Source organism: Pseudomonas wadenswilerensis (genome assembly GCF_900497695.1).
Classification (GTDB): Bacteria; Pseudomonadota; Gammaproteobacteria; order Pseudomonadales; family Pseudomonadaceae; genus Aquipseudomonas; species Aquipseudomonas wadenswilerensis.
Window position 1 is genome coordinate 74,976 of sequence record NZ_UIDD01000004.1, and the last position, 19,173, is coordinate 94,148.

At 63.5% G+C, this 19,173-nt stretch carries 17 protein-coding genes and 1 pseudogene; 7 read left to right on the plus strand and 11 right to left on the minus strand.

What is annotated here, in order from left to right; translation table 11 throughout:
* Positions 1-7: 7 nt before the first annotated feature.
* Positions 8-3,100: a multidrug efflux RND transporter permease subunit gene (locus CCOS864_RS05175; protein ID WP_115085346.1), complete on the minus strand. Its 3,093-nt coding sequence runs from the start codon at positions 3,098-3,100 to the stop codon at positions 8-10.
* The gene (locus CCOS864_RS05180; RefSeq protein WP_115085347.1) at positions 3,097-4,263 is read right to left on the minus strand and encodes an efflux RND transporter periplasmic adaptor subunit; all 1,167 of its coding nucleotides are present in this window, start codon (positions 4,261-4,263) and stop codon (positions 3,097-3,099) included. The genes CCOS864_RS05175 and CCOS864_RS05180 overlap by 4 nt, the downstream gene beginning before the upstream one ends.
* A 269-nt stretch (positions 4,264-4,532) precedes the next feature.
* Between CCOS864_RS05180 and CCOS864_RS28660 the strand changes: the two are divergent.
* A pseudogene (locus CCOS864_RS28660) lies at positions 4,533-4,814 on the plus strand (PAS domain-containing protein); the annotation flags it as partial.
* Positions 4,815-5,072: 258 nt separating this feature from the next.
* Positions 5,073-6,116: a methyl-accepting chemotaxis protein gene (locus CCOS864_RS05185; RefSeq protein ID WP_415842521.1), complete on the plus strand. Its 1,044-nt coding sequence runs from the start codon at positions 5,073-5,075 to the stop codon at positions 6,114-6,116.
* Positions 6,117-6,122: 6 nt separating this feature from the next.
* Here CCOS864_RS05185 and CCOS864_RS05190 read toward each other — a convergent pair whose 3' ends face one another.
* The 4 genes from CCOS864_RS05190 to norR all read right to left on the minus strand — a co-directional run bounded on the left by CCOS864_RS05190 (position 6,123) and on the right by norR (position 9,793).
* Positions 6,123-6,890 (minus strand): YkgJ family cysteine cluster protein, encoded by a 768-nt coding sequence (locus CCOS864_RS05190; RefSeq protein ID WP_115085349.1) that lies wholly within the window; start codon positions 6,888-6,890, stop codon positions 6,123-6,125.
* Positions 6,869-7,180, minus strand: coding sequence for a hypothetical protein (locus tag CCOS864_RS05195; protein ID WP_115085350.1), 312 nt, complete (start codon positions 7,178-7,180; stop codon positions 6,869-6,871). Before CCOS864_RS05195 ends, CCOS864_RS05190 begins: the two co-directional genes overlap by 22 nt.
* 79 nt (positions 7,181-7,259) lie before the next feature.
* The gene (locus CCOS864_RS05200; RefSeq protein WP_115085351.1) at positions 7,260-8,159 is read right to left on the minus strand and encodes a chemotaxis protein; all 900 of its coding nucleotides are present in this window, start codon (positions 8,157-8,159) and stop codon (positions 7,260-7,262) included.
* Positions 8,160-8,239: 80 nt separating this feature from the next.
* On the minus strand, positions 8,240-9,793 hold the full coding sequence (gene norR / locus CCOS864_RS05205) for a nitric oxide reductase transcriptional regulator NorR (RefSeq protein WP_115085352.1): 1,554 nt from the start codon (positions 9,791-9,793) through the stop codon (positions 8,240-8,242).
* 153 nt (positions 9,794-9,946) lie between these two features.
* On the opposite strand from norR, the gene hmpA reads away from it, so the two are divergent.
* Together hmpA and CCOS864_RS05215 are read left to right on the plus strand one after the other, a co-directional pair.
* Positions 9,947-11,128 (plus strand): NO-inducible flavohemoprotein, encoded by a 1,182-nt coding sequence (gene hmpA, locus CCOS864_RS05210; RefSeq protein ID WP_115085353.1) that lies wholly within the window; start codon positions 9,947-9,949, stop codon positions 11,126-11,128.
* A gap of 171 nt (positions 11,129-11,299) precedes the next feature.
* Positions 11,300-11,767, plus strand: a complete 468-nt coding sequence (locus tag CCOS864_RS05215) for a phosphate-starvation-inducible protein PsiE (RefSeq protein WP_093379589.1) — start codon at positions 11,300-11,302, stop codon at positions 11,765-11,767.
* On the opposite strand, the gene CCOS864_RS05220 is transcribed toward CCOS864_RS05215, so the two are convergent.
* Positions 11,736-12,038, minus strand: coding sequence for a DUF3509 domain-containing protein (locus CCOS864_RS05220; protein ID WP_115085354.1), 303 nt, complete (start codon positions 12,036-12,038; stop codon positions 11,736-11,738). The two genes, CCOS864_RS05215 and CCOS864_RS05220, sit on opposite strands and share 32 nt — an antisense overlap.
* A gap of 309 nt (positions 12,039-12,347) precedes the next feature.
* On the opposite strand from CCOS864_RS05220, the gene CCOS864_RS05225 reads away from it, so the two are divergent.
* From CCOS864_RS05225 to CCOS864_RS05235, 3 genes are read left to right on the plus strand one after another with little or no spacing between them, the layout of a single operon-like run.
* The gene (locus CCOS864_RS05225; protein ID WP_115085355.1) at positions 12,348-12,710 is read left to right on the plus strand and encodes a hypothetical protein; all 363 of its coding nucleotides are present in this window, start codon (positions 12,348-12,350) and stop codon (positions 12,708-12,710) included.
* Between the two features lie 15 nt (positions 12,711-12,725).
* Entirely contained in the window at positions 12,726-14,138 is a 1,413-nt protein-coding gene (locus CCOS864_RS05230; RefSeq protein WP_244211883.1) for a PAAR domain-containing protein, read from the plus strand.
* Positions 14,131-14,529: a hypothetical protein gene (locus tag CCOS864_RS05235; protein WP_115085357.1), complete on the plus strand. Its 399-nt coding sequence runs from the start codon at positions 14,131-14,133 to the stop codon at positions 14,527-14,529. Before CCOS864_RS05230 ends, CCOS864_RS05235 begins: the two co-directional genes overlap by 8 nt.
* A 57-nt stretch (positions 14,530-14,586) precedes the next feature.
* Here the strand turns inward: CCOS864_RS05235 and CCOS864_RS05240 are convergent, their stop codons facing one another.
* From CCOS864_RS05240 to CCOS864_RS05255, 4 genes are all read right to left on the minus strand, one after another.
* The gene (locus tag CCOS864_RS05240) at positions 14,587-14,991 is read right to left on the minus strand and encodes an HPF/RaiA family ribosome-associated protein (protein ID WP_115085358.1); all 405 of its coding nucleotides are present in this window, start codon (positions 14,989-14,991) and stop codon (positions 14,587-14,589) included.
* A gap of 178 nt (positions 14,992-15,169) precedes the next feature.
* A complete protein-coding gene (gene fecA / locus CCOS864_RS05245; RefSeq protein WP_115085359.1) occupies positions 15,170-17,509 on the minus strand; it encodes a TonB-dependent Fe(3+) dicitrate receptor FecA in 2,340 nt (779 codons plus the stop codon).
* A gap of 90 nt (positions 17,510-17,599) precedes the next feature.
* Positions 17,600-18,532: a FecR domain-containing protein gene (locus CCOS864_RS05250; protein ID WP_115085360.1), complete on the minus strand. Its 933-nt coding sequence runs from the start codon at positions 18,530-18,532 to the stop codon at positions 17,600-17,602.
* Complete coding sequence (locus CCOS864_RS05255) at positions 18,529-19,023, minus strand: sigma-70 family RNA polymerase sigma factor (RefSeq protein WP_115085361.1); 495 nt, start codon at positions 19,021-19,023, stop codon at positions 18,529-18,531. Before CCOS864_RS05255 ends, CCOS864_RS05250 begins: the two co-directional genes overlap by 4 nt.
* Positions 19,024-19,173: the final 150 nt, after the last annotated feature.

Below are 19,173 nucleotides of genomic sequence, written 5' to 3' on the forward strand. Positions count from 1 at the left end.
TCGGCTCTCAACGGGCATCGGTTTGCGCCAGGGTCACGGCCATCTGGCGCCGGTGGAACAGGCGCTCCAGGGCCAAGTATATGACCGGTGTGGTGAACAGTGTCAGGGCCTGGCTGACCAGCAGCCCGCCGACCACGGCAATGCCCAGCGGCTGGCGCAGTTCGGCGCCGGCGCCGATGCCGAACATCAGCGGCACGGCGCCGAGCAGGGCGGCGAGGGTGGTCATCATGATCGGCCGAAAACGCGTCAGGCAGGCCTTGTGGATCGCCTCTTCGGGGCTCAGGCCCTGATGGCGCTGGGCGTCGAGGGCGAAGTCGATCAGCAGGATGCCGTTCTTCTTGACGATGCCGATCAACAGCACGATGCCGATCAGGCCCATGATCGAGAAGTCCTGGCCCGACAGCCACAGCAGCGCCAGGGCGCCGAGCCCGGCCGAGGGCAGGGTGGAGATGATGGTCAGCGGATGGACGAAACTCTCGTAGAGCACGCCGAGGATGATGTACACCGCCACCAGCGCCGCGAGGATCAGCCACGGCTGGCTCGACAGCGAACTCTGGAAGGCCTGGGCCGCGCCCTGGAAGGTGCCGATGATCGAGTCGGGCATGCCCAGTTCGCGCTGGGTGCGCTCGAGGATCTGCACCGCATCGCCGAGGGCGACGCCGGGGGCCAGGTTGAACGACAGGTTGGCGGCCGGGAACAGGCCGTCATGGGCAATCGACAGCGGCCCGGTGCTCGGTGGCGCGACCTTGGCCAGCACCGACAGTGGCACCATCTCACCGCTCAGCGGTGAGCGCAGGTAGAAGTAGTTGAGGCTTTCGGCCTTGCCACGCTGGCGGGCGTCGAGTTCGAGGATCACCTTGTACTGGTTGGTCTCGGTCTGGAATTCGCTGATCTGCCGCTGGCCGAAGGCATCGTACAGCGCCTGGTCGACGTCGGTGGTGGTCAGGCCGAAACGCGCCGCGGCCTTGCGGTCGATGTCGATGCGGGTGACGCTGGCGCCCAGCTGCAGGTCGTTGGACAGGTCGCGAAAGGCCGGGTTGGCCTTCAGGCGTTCGGTCAGGCGCTGGGTCCAGAGGTTCAGCGCCGGGCCGTCGTTGCTCTTGAGCACGTACTGGTACTGGCTGCGGCTCGGTCCGGAGCTCAAGTTGATGTCCTGGCCGGCGCGCAGGTACAGGACCACGCCCGGCACCTTGGCCAGTTTCGGCCGCAGGCGGTCGATGAACTCGCTGGCCGACACGTCGCGATCACCGCGGTCCTTGAGGGCAATCCAGAAGCGGCCGTTGGCAATGGTCTGGTTGCTGCCGGTGACCCCGACGGCGTGGGAGAAGGCCCGTACTGCAGGGTCGGATTCGACGATCCTGGCCAGCGCTTTGTGTTTCTCGAGCATGTCCGGGTAGGACACATCGGCCGCCGCCTCGCTGGTGCCGAGCACGAAGCCGGTGTCCTGCACCGGGAAAAAGCCTTTGGGAATGGCCACGTAACCGATCACCGCCAGCGCCAGGGTCAGGCCGAAGATCCCCAGCATCAGCCGCTGGTGGGCCAGGGCCTTGACCAGCCCGCGCTCGTACCAGCCGAGCAGGCGGCTGGGGGTGTCATGCGCGTTGTGCTGCGGGCGGCGCATGAACAGGGCGCAGAGGGTCGGCGCCAACGTCAGCGATACCACCACGGAAATCAGGATGGTCGAAGTGGCGGTGAGGGCGAACTCCTTGAACAGCCGACCGACCACCCCGCCCATGAACAGCAGCGGAATGAACGCGGCAATCAGCGAGAAACTGATCGACACCACGGTAAAGCCGATCTCGCCCGAGCCCTTGATCGCCGCCTCGCGCATGCTGTCGCCGGCTTCCAGGTGGCGGTGGATGTTTTCCACCACCACGATTGCATCATCGACCACGAAGCCCACGGAGATGACGATGGCCACCAGGGTCAGGTTGTTCAGGCTGAAGCCGAACAGGTACATCAGGGCGAAGCTTGCGACCAGCGACACGCCGAGCACGCTGGAAACGATCAGGGTCGCCGACCATTGACGCAGGAACAGCGCCATCACCCCGATCACCAGCAGCACGGCGATCATCAGGGTGATCTCCACCTCGCGCAGCGACGCGCGGATGGTCTGGGTGCGGTCGTTGAGCACCGACACCTGCACCGCCGCCGGCAGCATCTGCTCAAGGCCGGGCAAGGCCTCCATGACCCGGTCGACGGTATCGACGATGTTCGCCCCGGGCTGGCGGAACACCACCAGATTCAGGCCCTGCTGCTCGCCGGACCAGGCTTTGACGTAAGCGTTTTCGGCACCGTTGATGACCTTGGCGACATCCTGCAGGTGCACCGGCGCGCCGTCGCGGTACGAGACGATCAGCTGGGCGTATTCCTCGGGGTGGAACAACTGGTCGTTGGTGGCGATGGTCGACACGCTGTTCTGCCCGTACAGCGCGCCCTTGGCCAGGTTCAGGCTGGTTTGCTGGATGGCCTGGCGCAGGTCGGCCAGGGTCAGGCCCAATGCTGCGAGTTTCTCTGGTTGGGCCTGCACGCGAATCGCCGGGCGCAGTTGCCCGGTGATGTTGATCAGGCCGACCCCGTCGATCTGGCTCAACTGGCGGGCCAGCAGGGTTTCGGCGTAGTCGCTGAGTTCGTTGGCCGGCATCTGCGCCGAGCTCACGGTGAGGATCAACACCGGGCTGTCGGCCGGGTTGACCTTGCGCCAGGTCGGCGGGCTGGGCATGTCCTGGGGCAGGCGCGCGGTGGCGGTGTTGATCGCTGCCTGGACTTCCTGGGCGGCGGTGTCGATGCTCTTGTCGAGGGTGAATTGCAGGATCAGGTTGGTCGAGCCCAGGGCGCTGCTGGAGGTCATCTGGGTCATGCCGGGGATGGCGCTGAACTGCACTTCCAGCGGCGTTGCTACCGACGAAGCCATGGTTTCCGGGCTGGCGCCGGGCAGTTGCGCGGTGACCTGGATGGTCGGGAAATCGGCTTCCGGCAGTGGTGCCACCGGCAGGCGCGGAAAGGCAATGATCCCGAGCAGCAGCAGGGCGAAGGTCAGCAGCAGGGTGGCGACCGGGCGGTCGATGCACCAGGCGGAAATCGAGCCGCGCGGGTTCATGGCCGTTCCTTGCCGCTGGCCACGTCTTCCACCGGCGGCGCATCAGGCGCCACTTCAACGTGCGCGCCGGGCTTGAGCCGCGACTGGCCGTCGGACACCAACGGGTCGCCGACCTCGACCCCGGCAATGATGTTCAGCACGCTGTCCTGGTACAGCACCTTGACCGGTATGCTGTCGACCTTGTTGCCATTGAGGCGGTACACGTAATGGCCGTCGATGCCGCGTTGCACCACCTGCGGCGGTACTACCAGGGCTTTTTGATCCAGCGCGGTTTGCAGCTTCAGGGTCACCAGTTGCCCGGGCCACAGCCGCGCGTCGGGGTTGGCGAACTCGGCCTTGACCCGGATGGTGCCGGTGTTGGCCGCCACCTGATTGTCGATCAGGGTCAGCTTGCCTTCGCCCAGCAGCGTGCCGCCGCTGTCGCCGTCGCCTTCCAGATAGGCTTGCACCACGGCTGGGGTTTGCGCGGCGAGCAGGCCTTGCAGGGTCGGCAGCAACTGCTGAGGCAGCGAGAACTCGACGCCGATCGGGTCGATCTGGGTAACGCTGAACAGCCCCTGGGCATCGGCGACGCGCAGGAAGTTGCCTTCATCCACATTGCGAATACCTACCCGGCCGCTGACCGGGGAGCGAATCTGGGTATAGGAGAGTTGCACCTGGGCGGCGTCAATCGCCGCCTGGTTGCCCAGCGCCGTGGCCTTGAGCTGGTTGAACAGCGCCTGCTGCTGGTCGAGGGTCTGCTTTGAGACGCTGTTGTCGGTACTCAGCAGGCGGTAGCGCTTGAGGTCGACTTCGGCCACCTGCAACTGCGCCTGGCTCTGGCCCAGTTGCGCCTTGGCCTGTTCGAGGCTGGCGCGGATCGAGCGGTCGTCGATGGTTGCCAGCAGGTCGCCCTGCTTGACCGCCTGGCCTTCCTTGACCAGCACGCGGGTCAGCACCCCCTCGACCTGCGGGCGAATCACTACGCTGTGCAGCGATAGCACCGAACCGATGCCGCTGACAAAGCGCGGTACGTCCTGCTGCTTGACGCTGACGATGCGCACCGGGATAGCGGCGGCGGTGGTGGAGTTTTCCTTGCCAGGCCGGTTCACCAGCCACAGGGCGGTGCCTGCCAGGGCGATGAGCAGGGCGCAGATAACGAGGGAACGAGGCTTGATTCGCATGCTTGCAGGGCACCGCGGGCGCAGGGGTGGGTATTTAGCGTTATAGCTGCTCAATCAGGTCAGCAGAGTGACCGCTAACTGACAGCGCGGACAGGTTCGGCGTACACATCCCCCGTAGGAGCGGGCTTGACCCGCGATAAGGCCAGTCCTGCCTGGAATCAGCGGTAATGGCCAAGTGCCAATATCCTGCGCTGGATCAAGATTGCGCAATAAATTGCCACTAGAGTCGTACGCCCTGCCGATTCTCCCGACAATAACGAGTGCCTCCGATGAAGAGCAATTTGCCTGTGACCGGTCGCAATGTGGATTATCCCGGTGACGCCAATATCCTTTCCACCACTGACCTGACCAGCCAGATCACCTATGCCAATGACGACTTCGTCAAGGTCAGTGGCTTTACCCGCGAAGAGTTGATAGGCAGCGCCCACCATATCGTCCGCCACCCGGACATGCCGCCCCAGGCCTTCGCGCAGATGTGGCAGACGCTAAAGAGCGGCCGCTCGTGGATGGGCCTGGTGAAGAACCGTTGCAAGAACGGCGATCACTATTGGGTCAGCGCCTTCGTCACGCCGATTTCCAGTAACGGCCAGGCCGTGGAATATCAGTCGGTGCGGACCAAGCCCAGTGCCGAGCAAGTCGAGGCCGCCGAGCGCTGCTACGCCCAGCTGCGCAGTGGCCGAAGTCGCTGGTGGCAGCGTTTGCCGGTGGTTGGATTGGCCTGGCAACTGTGGGGCGGGGTGACTCTGGCGCTTGCGGCGGTGTTCGCATTCAGCCGGCTGCTATTGCCGGCCCTGCCATGGCAAGGTGCGCTGGAGCTGATCCTGGCCAGTGGCCTGGCGGCCTTGATGATCTTCATCGCCTTGCGCCCGCTCGAGCGCTTGCGCGTCCAGGCCCAGGCCATCGCCGACAACCCCCTGAGCCAGCAGTTGTACACCGGCCGGCGCGACGGTATCGGCCAGATCGACTTCGCCCTGCGCATGCTCAAGGGCCAGTTGGGCGCGGTGGTCGGGCGTATCGGCGACACCTCGCGGCGCCTGGCCGGGCATACCGGCACGCTTGCCCAGTCGCTGCAAAGCAGCCACAGCAACAGCCTGGAACAACAGAGCGAAGCCGATCAGGTGGCCACCGCGATCAATCAGATGGCCGCCAGCGTTGCCCAGGTTGCCAGCAGCGCCCAGCAGGCCTCCCAGGCCGCCGATCAGGCCGAGGGTGAAACCCAGGCCGGGCACCAGTTGGTTGACCTCAACCGCAGCGCCATCCAGAACCTGGCCAACTCGTTGAACTCGGCCACTGAAGTTATCCACAATCTGGAAAGCCACAGCAGCGAGATTACCGGGGTGCTGGAGGTAATTCGCGGCATTGCCGAGCAGACCAACCTGCTGGCCCTCAATGCCGCCATCGAAGCGGCCCGGGCCGGTGATCAGGGCCGCGGTTTTGCCGTGGTCGCCGACGAGGTACGCGGCCTGGCCCAGCGCACCGCGCAGTCGACCCACGAAATCCAGCGGATGATCAGCGCCTTGCAAAATGGCGCGCGTGAAGCAGTGCAGGTCATGCAGCAGAGCAGCGAACATGCCGGGCACAGTGTCGAGCAGGCCCAGCGCGCCGCCAGTGCCCTGGACGGCATCAGCCTGCGGGTCAACCAGATCAGTGAAATGAGCCTGCAGATTGCTGCGGCAGTGGAGCAGCAAAGCCAGGTCAGCGAGAGCATCAACCGCAACATCATCAGCATCCGCCAGGCCAGCGAAGCCACCGTGCAGGTCGGCCAGCAGAGCCATCTGAGCGCCACTGATGTGGCCGGGCTGGCGCAGGACCTGCGCCGGCTGGCGGATGAATTCTGGCGGCGCTGCCAGTAGGGCAGTTCAGAAACCGATGAAGCTGTAGTAGGTGCCCGGTTCGCTGCGCACCTGCGCACCGCAGGCCTCAAGTTCGGCACTCAAGGCCGGATCGACGACGTGCAACGTCCACGGCGCCACAGGCTGGTCCAGCTGTGGTTGCTGCAGGGCTTGCTCCAGCGCCGCGATGTCGGGCAGGTAAGCGGTAAAGCCATTGCCTTTCAGCGCGCTGACGTCGATGCCCAGCGCCTGGCAGATGGCGAGCTTGGCGCGGATATCGTCGCGGTCGGCCTGGCGCGAGCGCTCGATCAGTTCGGCCAGGCGCTTATCCACCAACTGATTGCCGTGAATCAGCGCCGGGCCGCTTTGCCAGGCTTCGCTCGGGCAGTCCTTGGCTTCGGGGCGCAACGGGATGTGCGGATTGATTTCCATCGGGTAGATACGGCACACCAGCGGGCGTATCTCGTAGATGCCGCAACGGTTGTCGTCATCCAGGTTGCGGCAGCGGCCGGGGTTGAAGGCGGCGAAGGTGATGGTCACCCAGGCCTGGCTGCTGCCGCAGGGCACCAGCCAGGAGCGGCGCATGGCGTGCTCGCGCTGTTCTGCCGGCAGGCCCAGGCCGTTGGCGAGAAAGGCTTCGACCAGGACCATGACCTGGCCGCCAGCGCCAGCCCACTGCCGGGCTTCGCCCAGGGTCAGGGGTACATGATGGCCGGTGCAGCATTTGCCACAGCCGGTGCAGTCGAAACGGATATCGGATGCAGGTGCGCTGTTCACGGTTGGCCAGGTGTCCATTCGGTGACGAAAGCAGCCTTGCGCTTTTTATCGAACAGGCACAGTTCGGTGCCCTTGCGGTTGTTCATGTGTTTTTGCGGGTAGCGGCCTTCGAGCAGCAGGGCGCTGTAACCGACGCGATCGTCGAATTCGGCAGCCTTGCCCAGGGCCTTGACCTCTTTGAGCTGGCTGGCGGCGATGCAGCTTTGCAGCACGCGTTGTTCATGATCGCTCCAGGCCTGGCTGCTGGATGCCTGGGCACCGCTGCTGAACACAGCGCAGCCTAGCAGGGTGAAGAGGAGGGCTTTCATGGCGGGTACTCGCAAAGACGTACGCACAATTGTGCCTGAGCTTCAGGCACATTCAAGCGCAAGGCTTCCCGGGTATGTATCAGCGCTCTTCGAAGGCCACGGTGCGGGCGGCGACGATCAGGCAGTCGGTCAGGTCCGGCGAGGAGAACTTGGTCAACACCGCATTGGCCCCGGCGTCCTTGGCTTTATCGCTGTTCATGGCACTGTCCAGCGAGGTATGCAGCAGCACGTAGAGGTGCTGGAAATCCGGGGTTTCGCGCAGGGTGCGGGTGAAGGCGTAGCCGTCCATCTCCGACATCTCGATGTCCGACACCACCACGTTGATCTCGCGCTCGGTGCCTTGCAGCTCCAGCAGGGTATTGATCGCATCCTTGGCACTGCGCGCGGTGTGGCATTCGATGCCGAGGCTGCGCAGGGTATGCACCGATTGCTGCAGCGCCACCTGGCTGTCGTCGACCACCAGGATGTTGGTGGCGGCCAGCACCGCGGCGTCTTCGGCACTGAGCTCGGAGGTGACCACCTCGTGGGGCGGCGGGGCGATGCCGTGGATGACCTTTTCGATATCCAGCACCTGCACCAGGGTGTTGTCGACCCGGGTCACGCCGGTGATGAACGACTTGCTGCCCGAGCCATAGGGTGGAGGCTTGATGTCGGTGCTCAGGCAGTGGACGATCTTGCTCACCGCCTGCACATGCAGGCCCTGCTTGGAGCGGCTGATGTCGGTGACGATCAGGCAGCCGCCGTCCGGGTCTTCCAGCGGCCGTTCACCGATGGCCCGGGACAGGTCGATGACCGACAGCGAGTTGCCCCGCAGGGTAGCCACGCCTTTGACGTGGGGGTGCGACTCCGGCAGCTTGGTCAGCGGCGGGCAGGGGATGATTTCACTGACCTTGAGCAGGTTGATCGCCATCAGCTTGCCGCTGCGCAGGGTGAACAGCAGCAGCGACAGCGAATCCGCGCGGGCATTTTGCGACGCCATAGGCACCTTCAGGGCAGAGTAATAGGGGGAGATGCCAGGTTATCGACCCGGCAGCCCGTGGCTTTAATCAGTCGGTGAAATCAGCGTAGACCCAAGCGCCGCGCCAGGCGACTGAGATTGGCCCGGTCCAGGCCCAGCTCGCGGGCGGTGCTGGCCCAGTTGTGCTGGTGACGCTCCAGGCAAGCCTGGATCAGCTGGCGCTGGTAGTCATCCAGGGCCTGGCGCAGGTCGCCGCCGGGCAGTGGCGCATCGCTCAACTGAGTTGTTTCGGTTTGTGTGGGGAGCGACTCGACCGGGCGCAGGTCCAGATCGGCGGCATCCAGGGTGAGGATTTTCGGCCGCTGCGCATGCTGCCCCAGGGCCTTGAGCGCTGAGCGGCCAATCAGGTGTTCGAGCTCGCGTACGTTACCCGGCCAGCTGTAGGCAATCAGCGCGGCCTGGGCTTCGGGGCTCAGGCGCAGGCTGCCCAGGCCCATGCGCGAACGGTTCTGCTCGAGAAAGTAGCCGCTGAGCAGCAGCACATCGCGCCCGCGCTCACGCAGCGGCGGCACCAGCAGCGGGTACACGCTCAGGCGATGGTAGAAGTCGGCGCGGTAGCGCCCGGCGCGCACTTCTTCGGCCAGGTCGCGATTGGTGGCGGCGATCAGGCGCACATCGACGCGGTGCTCCTGGTCCGAGCCCAGGCGCTGCAGCTGGCCACTCTGCAGCACGCGCAAGAGCTTGGCCTGTACGGTCAGCGACAACTCGCCGACTTCATCGAGAAACAACGTGCCGCCATTGGCCAGCTCGAACTTGCCGCGGCGCTCGCCCACCGCGCCGGTAAAGGCGCCGCGCACATGGCCGAACAGCTCGCTCTCGACCAGGGTGTCGGGCAGTGCGGCGCAGTTGAGGCTGATCATCGGCTGGTTGGCGCGGCTCGAGGCCTGGTGGATGGCCTGGGCTACCAACTCCTTGCCAACCCCGGTTTCGCCGGTAATCAACACCGTCAGGTCGCTGCTGCCGACCAGGCGGATTTCCTCCAGCAGGCGTTTGTGCGTCTTGCTCTGGCCGATCAGTTCCTTGTGTTGCTGACCGCTGGCCTGGCGATAGACCTCGGCACGCGCGTGTTCATCTTCGGCGCGCAAGGCCAGGTGCTCGATGCGCTCGGCGACGTTGACCGTGGCCGCCGCCAGGCTGGCAAAGGCTTGCAGGGCATCCAGCTCGACCTGCTGGAACTGCTCCGGGTCCAGCGCATCGAGGGTGATCAGGCCCCAGGGCTGTTCATCGACGAACAACGGGCAGCCCATGCAGTCGTGCACCTCCAGGTGCTGGTGCAGACCTTCGACCAGGCCGTCGTAGGGGTCGGGCAGCTCGCTGTCGCTGGCAAAGCGGGTCGGCTCGTTGCGGCTGAGGATCGCTGCAAAGCGTGGATGCTCATCGACCTTGAAGCGCCGCCCGAGGGTGTCGGTGCTCAAGCCGTCCACCGCCAGCGGCACCAGCCATTCGCCGTCCAGGCGCAGCAGCGCGGCGGCATCGCACGGCAGCAGGCTGCGCATGGCTTCGAGCAGGCGCCGGTAGCGTTCGCGCTCGGGCAGTTCGCGGGACAGGTCGCTGACCAGCGGCAGCAAGGCGGTGAGCAGGGATTTTGCGGTCATAAAGACTCCTGTGGGTCAAAATGACTATATCGCAAGTGTTGTCCTTATGACTCTTTAATTTTTAACTCATTGATTTATAAGGATTAAAAAGTTGGCACGAAAGCTGTAATAACCAAGGCATTCATCAAGAAGCCACAGGCTCAGGAGTCATCCATGCTCAATGCCCAGGATCGTGCAATCGTCAAAGCCACCGTACCTCTGCTGGAAAGCGGCGGTGAAGCGCTGACCACCCATTTCTACAAACTGATGCTCAGCGAGTACCCCGAAGTGCGTCCGCTGTTCAACCAGGCGCACCAGGCCAGCGGCGACCAGCCACGGGCCCTGGCCAACGGCGTGCTGATGTACGCCCGGCACATCGACCAGCTCGAACAGCTGGGCGGCCTGGTCGGCCAGATCATCAACAAGCATGTGGCCTTGCAGATCCTTCCGGAACATTACCCGATCGTCGGTAGCTGCCTGCTGCGCGCCATCGAAGAAGTACTCGGCAAAGAGATTGCCACCCCCGAAGTGATCGCAGCCTGGGGCGCGGCCTATCAGCAACTGGCCGATATCCTCATCGGCGCTGAAGGCGATGTTTACGCGCAAAAAGCCGCGGCCCCTGGCGGCTGGCGCGGTGCGCGAGCGTTCAAGCTGGTCGAGCGGGTCGAGGAGAGCAGCGAGATCGTCTCCTTCTACTTCGCCCCGGTTGATGGTGGTGCGATCCTGCAGGCCGAGCCCGGCCAGTACATCGGCCTGCAACTGTTCATCGACGGCCAGGAACAGCGCCGCAACTACTCGCTGTCGGCCCTGAGCAATGCCGGCCAGTACCGCATCAGCGTCAAGCGCGAAGCGGGCGGCAAGGTTTCCAACTACCTGCACGAGCAGTTGGCGGTAGGCGACACTATCAACCTGTTCCCGCCATCGGGCGAGTTCACCCTGAGTGCCAGCGCCAAGCCTCTGGTGCTGATCAGCGGCGGCGTCGGCATCACCCCGACCCTGCCGATGCTCGAAGCAGCGCTGGAAAGCGGTCGTTTGGTGCACTTCATCCACTGCGCGCGCAACGGCGCGGTGCATGCCTTCCGTGGTTGGGTCGATGAACTGGCGGCGCGCCACCCGCAGGTCAAGCGCTTCTACTGCTATGCCGAAGACGACGGTGTCAGCCAGCCGGCGGATGCAGTGGGTCTGCTCAGCGCCGATCAACTCGGCCAGTGGTTGCCGCAAGAGCGTGATGTGGACGCCTACTTCCTCGGCCCCAAAGCCTTTATGGCGACCATCAAGCGCCACCTCAAGGGCCTGGGCGTGCCAGAGCAGCAAAGCCGCTACGAGTTCTTCGGCCCGGCGTCTGCGCTGGAGTAAACACGTTTCGGTAACCGCGAACTGAAAGGATAGGGGCACAGCCAGCGATGGCTGTGCCTTGCGGCAATCGGTCGCCTTCTCAAGCAGGGGGCCTGGCCTTTTTACTGCATGCAGACAAAGCGTCATGCGCTTGCCGCATCATCCTTCCAGCCGTATCAAGGAAACCGTATCGTGAGCATCAATTGGGCTGACAAACTGCGCAAGAGCCTGCATGGCTCGGCCGATTCGCTGGGCAACCTGTGCGTCGAAGCGTTCCATTACCTGGCCCTGTTCGGCATCGGTGGCATCACCGCCTACGCGGCCGTGGTCACCTTTATCGAGATGCTCGGCAAGGGCGTCAGCGTCGACGACATCCTGCTGCTGTTCATCTACCTCGAACTCGGCGCCATGGTGGGGATCTACTTCAAGACCAACCACATGCCGATCCGCTTCCTGCTGTATGTGGCGATCACCGCTCTGACCCGCCTGCTGATTGGCGACGTGTCGCACCACAAGGCGCCGGACGCCGGTTTGCTGTACGTGTGCGGCGGCATCCTGCTGCTGGCGTTCTCGATCCTGGTGGTGCGCTACGCCTCGTACCGCTACCCGTCGACCAAGGCTATCGATGCTAGTGGCAAGGAGATCGAGGAAGCGAAGTAACCTGGCCGGCTGCACCGTTGCGGGTCATGGCGGCGAGGATCTCCACGGCGCTGTGGCCTTGCTCGATGGCGATGCCGAACTGGATGCTCTCGATCAGCCGCTGCAGGCGCTGCGGGTCGTTGCGCTGGGCCGGGCTGATCAGCCGTTTGGCGACGATGCCGGTATCGTTGGAGAGGGTCAGCATGATGCTGCCGTCGAGCCGCTCGATACTCAGGTTGACCCGGTACTCGGGGGCGAAAGCGTCGTTGATCTGTTCGAAAGGGTTGATCATGGGGCTTCACCTGGCAAAGACATGCAGTGATTGACCGGGTGGGGGAGGGTTGGTTCAGGTTAATTCATCGGTCTGCTTAGACTGTGGGCGCGGCGGTGCAAGGCCTCGACTTGACCCTCGATTACGATTTACCCGTCACATTGCATCGCGGGGCAAGCCCGCTCCCACAGATTTTTCCCACATTAATTTTCCAAATCTGACGGCTAAATCCTACGACCGAGTGGGATGTTTCTGAATTGCTTCTGCCGGGGCAGAAGGCCACCTTTGCCGTGCTAGGTTCCGGGCTCCATTTGCCCAAGGAATCTGCACATGACAAGGAATGATCAACCCGCCAAACCCGAAGCCATCTATCGTCTGGCGACCCAAGGCAGCCGCACGCGCAAGGGTGGCGTCATTCGCCAAGCCAGCGCTCCACTGACCATCATGCTGGACGATGGCCAGATTGTGCGCGTGGCTCAGACCGGTGACGATGCCGAGTACCCGGACGGCAGCCGCGCGCACATCATCAGTGGCGCCGGAACCCAGGGGCAACTGCAGGAACAGGCCGTCGCCCTGGTCGGTAGCGCCTTGAGCAACGGTGATGAAATCATCGATACCCCACAAAACACTGCGCTGATCAGCAAGCGGCAAGGCGTACCCATGGCCGACGACTTCCTGACGAGCGTGGGGTGAGCGATGGTCTACCGCATGAACCTCAATGGTCGCGGCGCCGGGCAGCATGGCGACCACACCACCACCGGGGCGACCTGCCTCAGCAGCCAGTCCTGTCACCTGCAGAACGGGGTGGGCAATCTGCGCCTGGGCGATGCCACCACGCCGTGTCCGCAATGCGGTCAGGCCGGCAAGATTGCCGAAGGGTATGACGGCTGGACCATTAACGGGCTGCCGATTGCCGTTGACGGTGCGCAGATTGACTGCGGCTGCCCGGCCGGGAGCAATCGGCTGGTGGCACCTTTGGAGGGTGTGAGCAGCAGAGCGGTGCCGGCATCGGGCGGATTTGCCGAGCCGGCTCGCCAGGCCTTCAGCCCGCCTGCGTCGACATCCAAATCCGCCCCCGTCGCCACGGCTAACCCCGCTTCGGCCATGTCCGGCGCGCCGGGCACGCTGGAGCCGGGCTTCCATGTAGTGCCACGCAGCATGTCGGGTCAGCAGGTGCTGGCGCAGCTTGGCGGCGAAAGCCGCTACCTGAGCGCCCGGCTGCAGCGGCTCAACCCTACCTTCGCCGAAGGTTTCAAGGCCGGTGAACTGTTCGTCATCGGCGATCCCGACAATGGCACCAGTTGCACACGCGAGGAAGCCCAACTGATGGCTGCTGCCGCCCAGGTGCGCGAGGCACTGGCGCCGCTGGACGAAGAAGAAGCCAACTTCATGGTCCGCTACCAGGGTGAAATCGCCGGCTTGTTCAGCAGTGCCAGCCAGTCGATGGGCGTCGGCAAGGACATGCTCGGTCATGGCTTGAGCCAGGTTGAAAACAGCCTGCGCGCGCTTGAACAGCTGCATCAGCGCTCGTTCAGTACCTACGGGCATCTGAACAGCCCGCAGTTTTTCGCTTCCCGCCAACAGTTGTACCGCCAGCTGGATGCGCAGTTGAAAGCGGCTTTTCTCAACAAACCGTTGAACCTGGGCAGCTACGACAGCCTGCGTCGTGACCTGGGTATCTCGACCAAAAGCCTGGTGCACCACTGGAGCCGTGCCGGTGTGCCGGGTGAGATCCCCGGTTATGCCACGCACCTGGAGCAGGTATCCAGGACAGCGAAATACCTTAAACACGGGGGGTATGTCGGCATTGCACTAGGTGGTGGCGCGTCCGTTCTCAAAGTGCAGGAAGTGTGTAGAGCGGGGGAGAGGGAGGAATGTAAGAAGATTCGATTTACTGAGGCGGGGAGTTTTTCTGGGGGGCTGGCGGGTGGTGCCGCTGGTGCCTATTTGGGAGGGAAGACAGCTGTAGCAGTGTGTGGTGTCGCCGCGGCTGCCGGCGGGATTGGTCTGGCGGTATGTGGGATCGTCCTAGTGGGAGGGGGATCACTTGCAGGGGGGAGCGGCGGTGGATCATTTGGAGAATGGCTAGGAGACAAGATTTATGAGGTGAAACATGATTGATATCAACACTTGGCCGCCTAGCGTTGCGATCGCTTTCGGTTTTGCGCCCTTTGTGATCAGCTTATCTGGCGTAGCCATGGAGACCTACATCGCCCGAAGCCGTGACTTCGACCTCATCATTGCCAGCCTTCCAAACAGCCTCTGGCTCAAGCAGCAGATACCGTTCTGGGGGACCACCAGGTTGAAATCACGCTGCTATTTGCTCAGCACGATTTGCGGTGCAATGCTTTATCCAAGGCTTTGCATCCGCCTGGGAATGATGGATGCAGAGGACTTGCGCAACTTTCCGCCGCGGCTTCGCCGACGCTTGTTGATTGCTTCCTGGCTGATCATCATTGGCTCGGCATGGCTGTTTATCGGTGTCGGCCTGATCAAGCTTTCAAAAACCTGAGCATAAAAAAAGCGAGCCCCCTGGGCTCGCCTTTTTACCGTCTGCGTTGCTGCTTGTTCAGTTGATGCGAGCTTGCTCGTTCTCCAGAAACTCTTCCTGCAACAGCCCGTCATTCTGGGCGCCGTCGATGCTTTGCTGGGCCACCGCGCGTTTGCTGCGCAGTTTGCCGTAGAAGTGCTCCAAAGCGTGGTTCAGTTTGATTGCGGCGCCTTCGACAGCCTGGTCGAGGGATGCGGATTTATGGCTTACGGAAATCGGTTGATGGCCTTTTGGGCGTGCCTCCATCTGGCAGCGTTTGTCGTGCGGACCAGGCTTGTCGCCGTTCTCGTCGCGCAGGTGGACCTCGATGCGGGTGAGGTCTTCGTCAAATCGTTCGAGCGTGCTTTCTACCGTGCTGCGGACCCACTCTTCCAGCCGGATGTTGCCTTGAATATGGTTGTCGCTATTGACTTGGATTTGCATAGTTCAATCCCTTATTCAGCTAGCTCGCAAGAGAATCGATGGGGCCTTTGCGGCCTGTGAGAACCATCGCCTCTTGACTACAAGGTCAGGCACTTGGCCGAACAATTCAAGCCCTTTTGAAATAAAAATATCTTGTAGCAAAAAGCCCGGCACAGGCCGGGCTTTTGCATGCGCTGGATCAGAACGCGACGGAGGTCTGCAGGTATACCGTACGGGGTTCACCCACGTACTTGCCCTTGTTGTTGTCGTCGAACGAGCGGGTGTAGTACTGGTGATTGAAGATGTTCTTCACCCCCACGGCGACGTTGAGGTTCGCCAGTTGCGGGCCGAAATCGTAGGCCGCGCGGCTGCTGAACAGCATGTAGCCGGGGATGCGTCCGGTGCTGCCGTCGGCGCTTTCGGCCGAGGTGTTGGCGTTGTCGGCGAACTGGTCGCTCTGGTAGGTGCTGTCGAGGTTGAGCTTCCATTGGCCTTCGCTGTAGCCGACGCCCAGGGTGCCTTTGTGGCGTGACGAGAAGGGCACACGATTACCCTTGTTAGACCCGTCTTCGCGGATTTTAGCGTCAACAAAGGCATAGGTGGCGTACACGTCAAAACCTGCCAGCGCCGGGTTGAGGCCTTCAAGGGCGTACTTGACGCTGGTCTCGATGCCCTGGTGGCGGGTTTCGCCGCGGGCGATCACCGAATCGTTGGTCTGGTTGCTTTCGTACTGGTTGTCGAAGTTGATCAGAAACGCGCCGATTTCGGCCTGCAGGTTGCCGTTGTCGTAGCGGGTACCCAGTTCCCAGGTGCGGGCTTTTTCCGGTTTTACTTCACCGCTGCTGACCCGGTTGGGCATCTGGCTGTACTGCACGCTGCCGAACGAGCCTTCGGTGTTGGCGTACAGGTTCCAGCTGTCAGTCAGGTGGTACATGACGTTGAGCGCCGGCAGGGCGGTGTTGTAGTCGCCCTGGTAGCGCTGGCCGTTGAGCTTGTTGGACTGCTCGGAGTCGATCATTTCGTAGCGGATACCCGGGGTGATGGTCCACTGGCCGATGTCGATGCGGTCATCGAGGAAAATCGCGTGGGCTTCGGTGCTGCCACGGGTGTCGCGGTCGTTGCGGCTGGCGGTGGTCGGCAGCTGGTTGGCGGCGATCGGTTCGCGGTAGCGCAGTTCATGGCCGGCTTCGTTGATGTAGCGGTAGCCGACGCCGACTTCGTGCCAGCTCTCACCGAGGGCAAAGCCCTGGGAGAAGCGCGTTTCGATGCCGCGTACCCAGTACTCGCGTGGCGACAGCGAGACGAAGCTGCCCTGGTCCAGGTAGCCGCTGCGCAGGGTCTTGGTGAAGAAGCTGTTGACGCTGAACTGGCGGGCGTCTTCCTTGTAGTCGTAGCCGAAGTTGAACATCGTCCGCCGCCCCCAGAATTTGTCTTGCAGGCGGGTCGACTGGTACGGGTCGGCATCGTAGTCGGCAACGTTCAGGCCGCCGGGCATCTGTGCTTCGCCTTCGTAGTACTGGGCCATGGCGTGCAGGCTGTTGGCCTCATCGAGCTGGTACTTGCCCTTGAGGATCAGGTCGTCGATCTGCGTGTCGCTGTGCTCGCGCCAGTCGCCGCCACGGCTGCCGGAGTAGAGCAGGGCGCCGCCCAGGCCGTTGGCGTTGGTGCCACCGGCGAGCAGGTTGGCGCTGGTCTTGAAACCGTCATGGCTGGATGACGGGCTGGTCTGGGTCTGGAAACCGGCCTTGACCGTCGGCTCGTCGGGGATCGCCCGGGTCACGAAGTTGACGATGCCGCCGACGTTCTGCGGGCCATAGCGTACCGCTCCGCCGCCGCGCACCACGTCCACCGCGTCCATGTTGCCCATGCTGATCGGGGCGAACGACAGCTGCGGCTGGCCGTAGGGGGCGAAAGGCACCGGGATGCCGTCCATCAGCACCGTCGAGCGCGAGGCCAGGCGTGGGTTGAGCCCGCGAATGCCGAAGTTCAGCGCCATGTCGTGGCTGCCGGTGCCGTTGTTCTCCGGGGCGTTGACGCCGGGGATGCGGTTGAGCACTTCGCGCGCAGTGGTGGCGCCGCTGCGTTCGAATTCTTCGCGGCGGATCACGTCGCGGGCACCGGCATGTTCGAAGACGTTGTCCTGCTGCGCCGCACCCAGCCAGTCACCGACCACGGTGGAGGCACCGAGCTCGACCGGCGCACTGGCGGCGGCAAGCGGTTGCAGGCTGAAGGCGTTGTCACCTTCGGCGCGGGCTTGCAGGCCGCTGCCTTGCAGCAGTGCATCCAGACCCTGCTGCGGGCTGTACTGGCCTTGCAGGCCGGGGCTCTGCACACCGCGGGTGACCTGCGAGCCGAACGAGATCAGCACGCCGCTTTCGCGGCCGAACTGGTTCAGGGCGTTTTCCAGGCTGGTCGGCGCGATCTGGTAAGTGCGCGCAGGGGCTTGGGCGGCGTGTGCGCCAACAGCGGCAACGCTCAGGCTGGCGCCCAGCAGCAGGGCGCGCAGGGCCTGGGCAAGTGGACTCGGTCGAAGGGGCATGCAGGAGGTCCTTGAGAAGGTCAAAGCAAAGGGTTCTGCCTTCTCTGTCACGCGAGAATTGAAAACGGCTCAGGTCAGTTGAAAAAAGTTTCAGGCCTGCGCTTCGACTGTCACCCAGTAGCGGGTAAAGCGCCTGACGCGCACCGGCAGCGCCACCTCGAGCATGTCCAGAATGCGCTCGCTGTCAGCCAGTGGATAACTGCCGGAAATCAGCAAATTGGCCACTTCTGGCGCGCAGTTGAGCTGCCCGCGACGGTAGCGGCCCAGCTCGTCGAGAAACGCGCCCAGGGGCATGTGCGCGGCCACCAGCATGCCGTCGACCCAGGCCCCGACGTTGCTGTCCAGCGCCTGGCTGGCCTGCCATTGCGGGCCGTTGAAACGCGCTTGCTGGCCGCTGGGCAAGAGATTGCCAGCCAGGCTGGCGCTGCCTTCAAACACCGTCAACTGGCTGTACTGGGCGAACTGACGCAGGTTGTAGCGACCGCTGCTCAGGTTCAGCAGGCCATGTTCGCCGAGCAATTGCAGTGGTCGCGTATCACGGGCCACAGTCAGTTGCAGTTCACCTTCAAGCAGGCGCACCAGGCGCTGGCGGGAATCAAAACGGACATCGGCGGCGCTGCGGGTGTTGAGCTGCAGCTGGCTGCCGTCGTCCAGGGCCAGGCGGCGCCGCTCGCCGACCGGGCTGCGGTAATCGGCGAGTAGCGTCGGCAGTGGGTTGTGCTGCTGCAAAGCCAGGCCACTGGCGCTGCCGACGCCGAGGATCAGCAGGGTTTTCAGCGCCCGTCGGCGGCTGGTCGAACGCGGCGCCTGCAAGGCGGCGTGGGCCAGCGGCGACGACAAACCACGCAAGCGCTGGTTGACCCGCTGAATGTGTTCCCAGGCGCGCTGGTGATTGTCGTCGGCCTGCAACCACTGCTGCATGGCCTGCTGCTGACGCGCATCGAAAGCACCGCCCTGCATCTCGATCAGCCAGTGCACGGCCTGTTCGGCCACCTGCGGGGAAAATTCCTGATGGCCGTTCACAGGGCAAAGTAACAGCGCATGGCCGCCTTGTTCAGGTAGCGCTTGACCGTGGCCAGGGAGATGCCCAGTTGCACACCGATCGCGCTGTAGCTCAGGCCATCGACCTGAGCCATCAGGAAGGCGCGCTTGACCGGCAAGGGCAGGCCGTCGAGCAGGCGGTCGAGCTCAAGCAGGGTCTCGAAAATAATTGCCCGGTGTTCTTCTGATGGCGCCAGGTCTTCCGGCAGCTGCGCCAGTGCCTGGAGGTAGGCGCGTTCCAGGTCCTGGCGGCGGTAGTGGTTGCACAGCACACGTTTGGCCACGGTGGTGAGGAACGCCCGCGGCTCGTTGAGCAGCGGCGCTTGGCGGGCCTGGAGCAGGCGCATGAAGGTGTCCTGGGCCAGGTCCGCGGCGCTGTCGGGGCAGCCGAGACGCCGGCGCAACCAGCCGGTCAGCCAGTTGTGATGGTCGAGGTAGAGGCCTTCGAGCGAGGAAGAGGGAGCGCTGGGCACCGTGAACACTCCGGCGCCGGGATGCGCAACAGAATAAGAATTGTTCGCATTGTAGTGAAAAGTGCCACTACTCGGCAATCGGCGGCTGACTGACGGGCATAGCAGAGGATCGGGAAAATGTAAAAAACGTAAATACGCTTTACTCTCATT

Bases quoted from the DNA above. Each gene is read 5' to 3' on its own strand.
- CCOS864_RS05235 (WP_115085357.1), top strand. From the start codon at position 14,131: ATGATTGATATCAACACTTGGCCGCCTAGCGTTGCGATCGCTTTCGGT.
- hmpA (WP_115085353.1), top strand. From the start codon at position 9,947: ATGCTCAATGCCCAGGATCGTGCAATCGTCAAAGCCACCGTACCTCTG.
- CCOS864_RS05180 (WP_115085347.1), bottom strand. From the start codon at position 4,263: ATGCGAATCAAGCCTCGTTCCCTCGTTATCTGCGCCCTGCTCATCGCC.
- CCOS864_RS05175 (WP_115085346.1), bottom strand. From the start codon at position 3,100: ATGAACCCGCGCGGCTCGATTTCCGCCTGGTGCATCGACCGCCCGGTC.
- CCOS864_RS05220 (WP_115085354.1), bottom strand. From the start codon at position 12,038: ATGATCAACCCTTTCGAACAGATCAACGACGCTTTCGCCCCCGAGTAC.
- norR (WP_115085352.1), bottom strand. From the start codon at position 9,793: ATGACCGCAAAATCCCTGCTCACCGCCTTGCTGCCGCTGGTCAGCGAC.
- CCOS864_RS05190 (WP_115085349.1), bottom strand. From the start codon at position 6,890: ATGGACACCTGGCCAACCGTGAACAGCGCACCTGCATCCGATATCCGT.
- CCOS864_RS05240 (WP_115085358.1), bottom strand. From the start codon at position 14,991: ATGCAAATCCAAGTCAATAGCGACAACCATATTCAAGGCAACATCCGG.
- CCOS864_RS05200 (WP_115085351.1), bottom strand. From the start codon at position 8,159: ATGGCGTCGCAAAATGCCCGCGCGGATTCGCTGTCGCTGCTGCTGTTC.
- fecA (WP_115085359.1), bottom strand. From the start codon at position 17,509: ATGCCCCTTCGACCGAGTCCACTTGCCCAGGCCCTGCGCGCCCTGCTG.
- CCOS864_RS05230 (WP_244211883.1), top strand. From the start codon at position 12,726: ATGAACCTCAATGGTCGCGGCGCCGGGCAGCATGGCGACCACACCACC.
- CCOS864_RS05195 (WP_115085350.1), bottom strand. From the start codon at position 7,180: ATGAAAGCCCTCCTCTTCACCCTGCTAGGCTGCGCTGTGTTCAGCAGC.
- CCOS864_RS05225 (WP_115085355.1), top strand. From the start codon at position 12,348: ATGACAAGGAATGATCAACCCGCCAAACCCGAAGCCATCTATCGTCTG.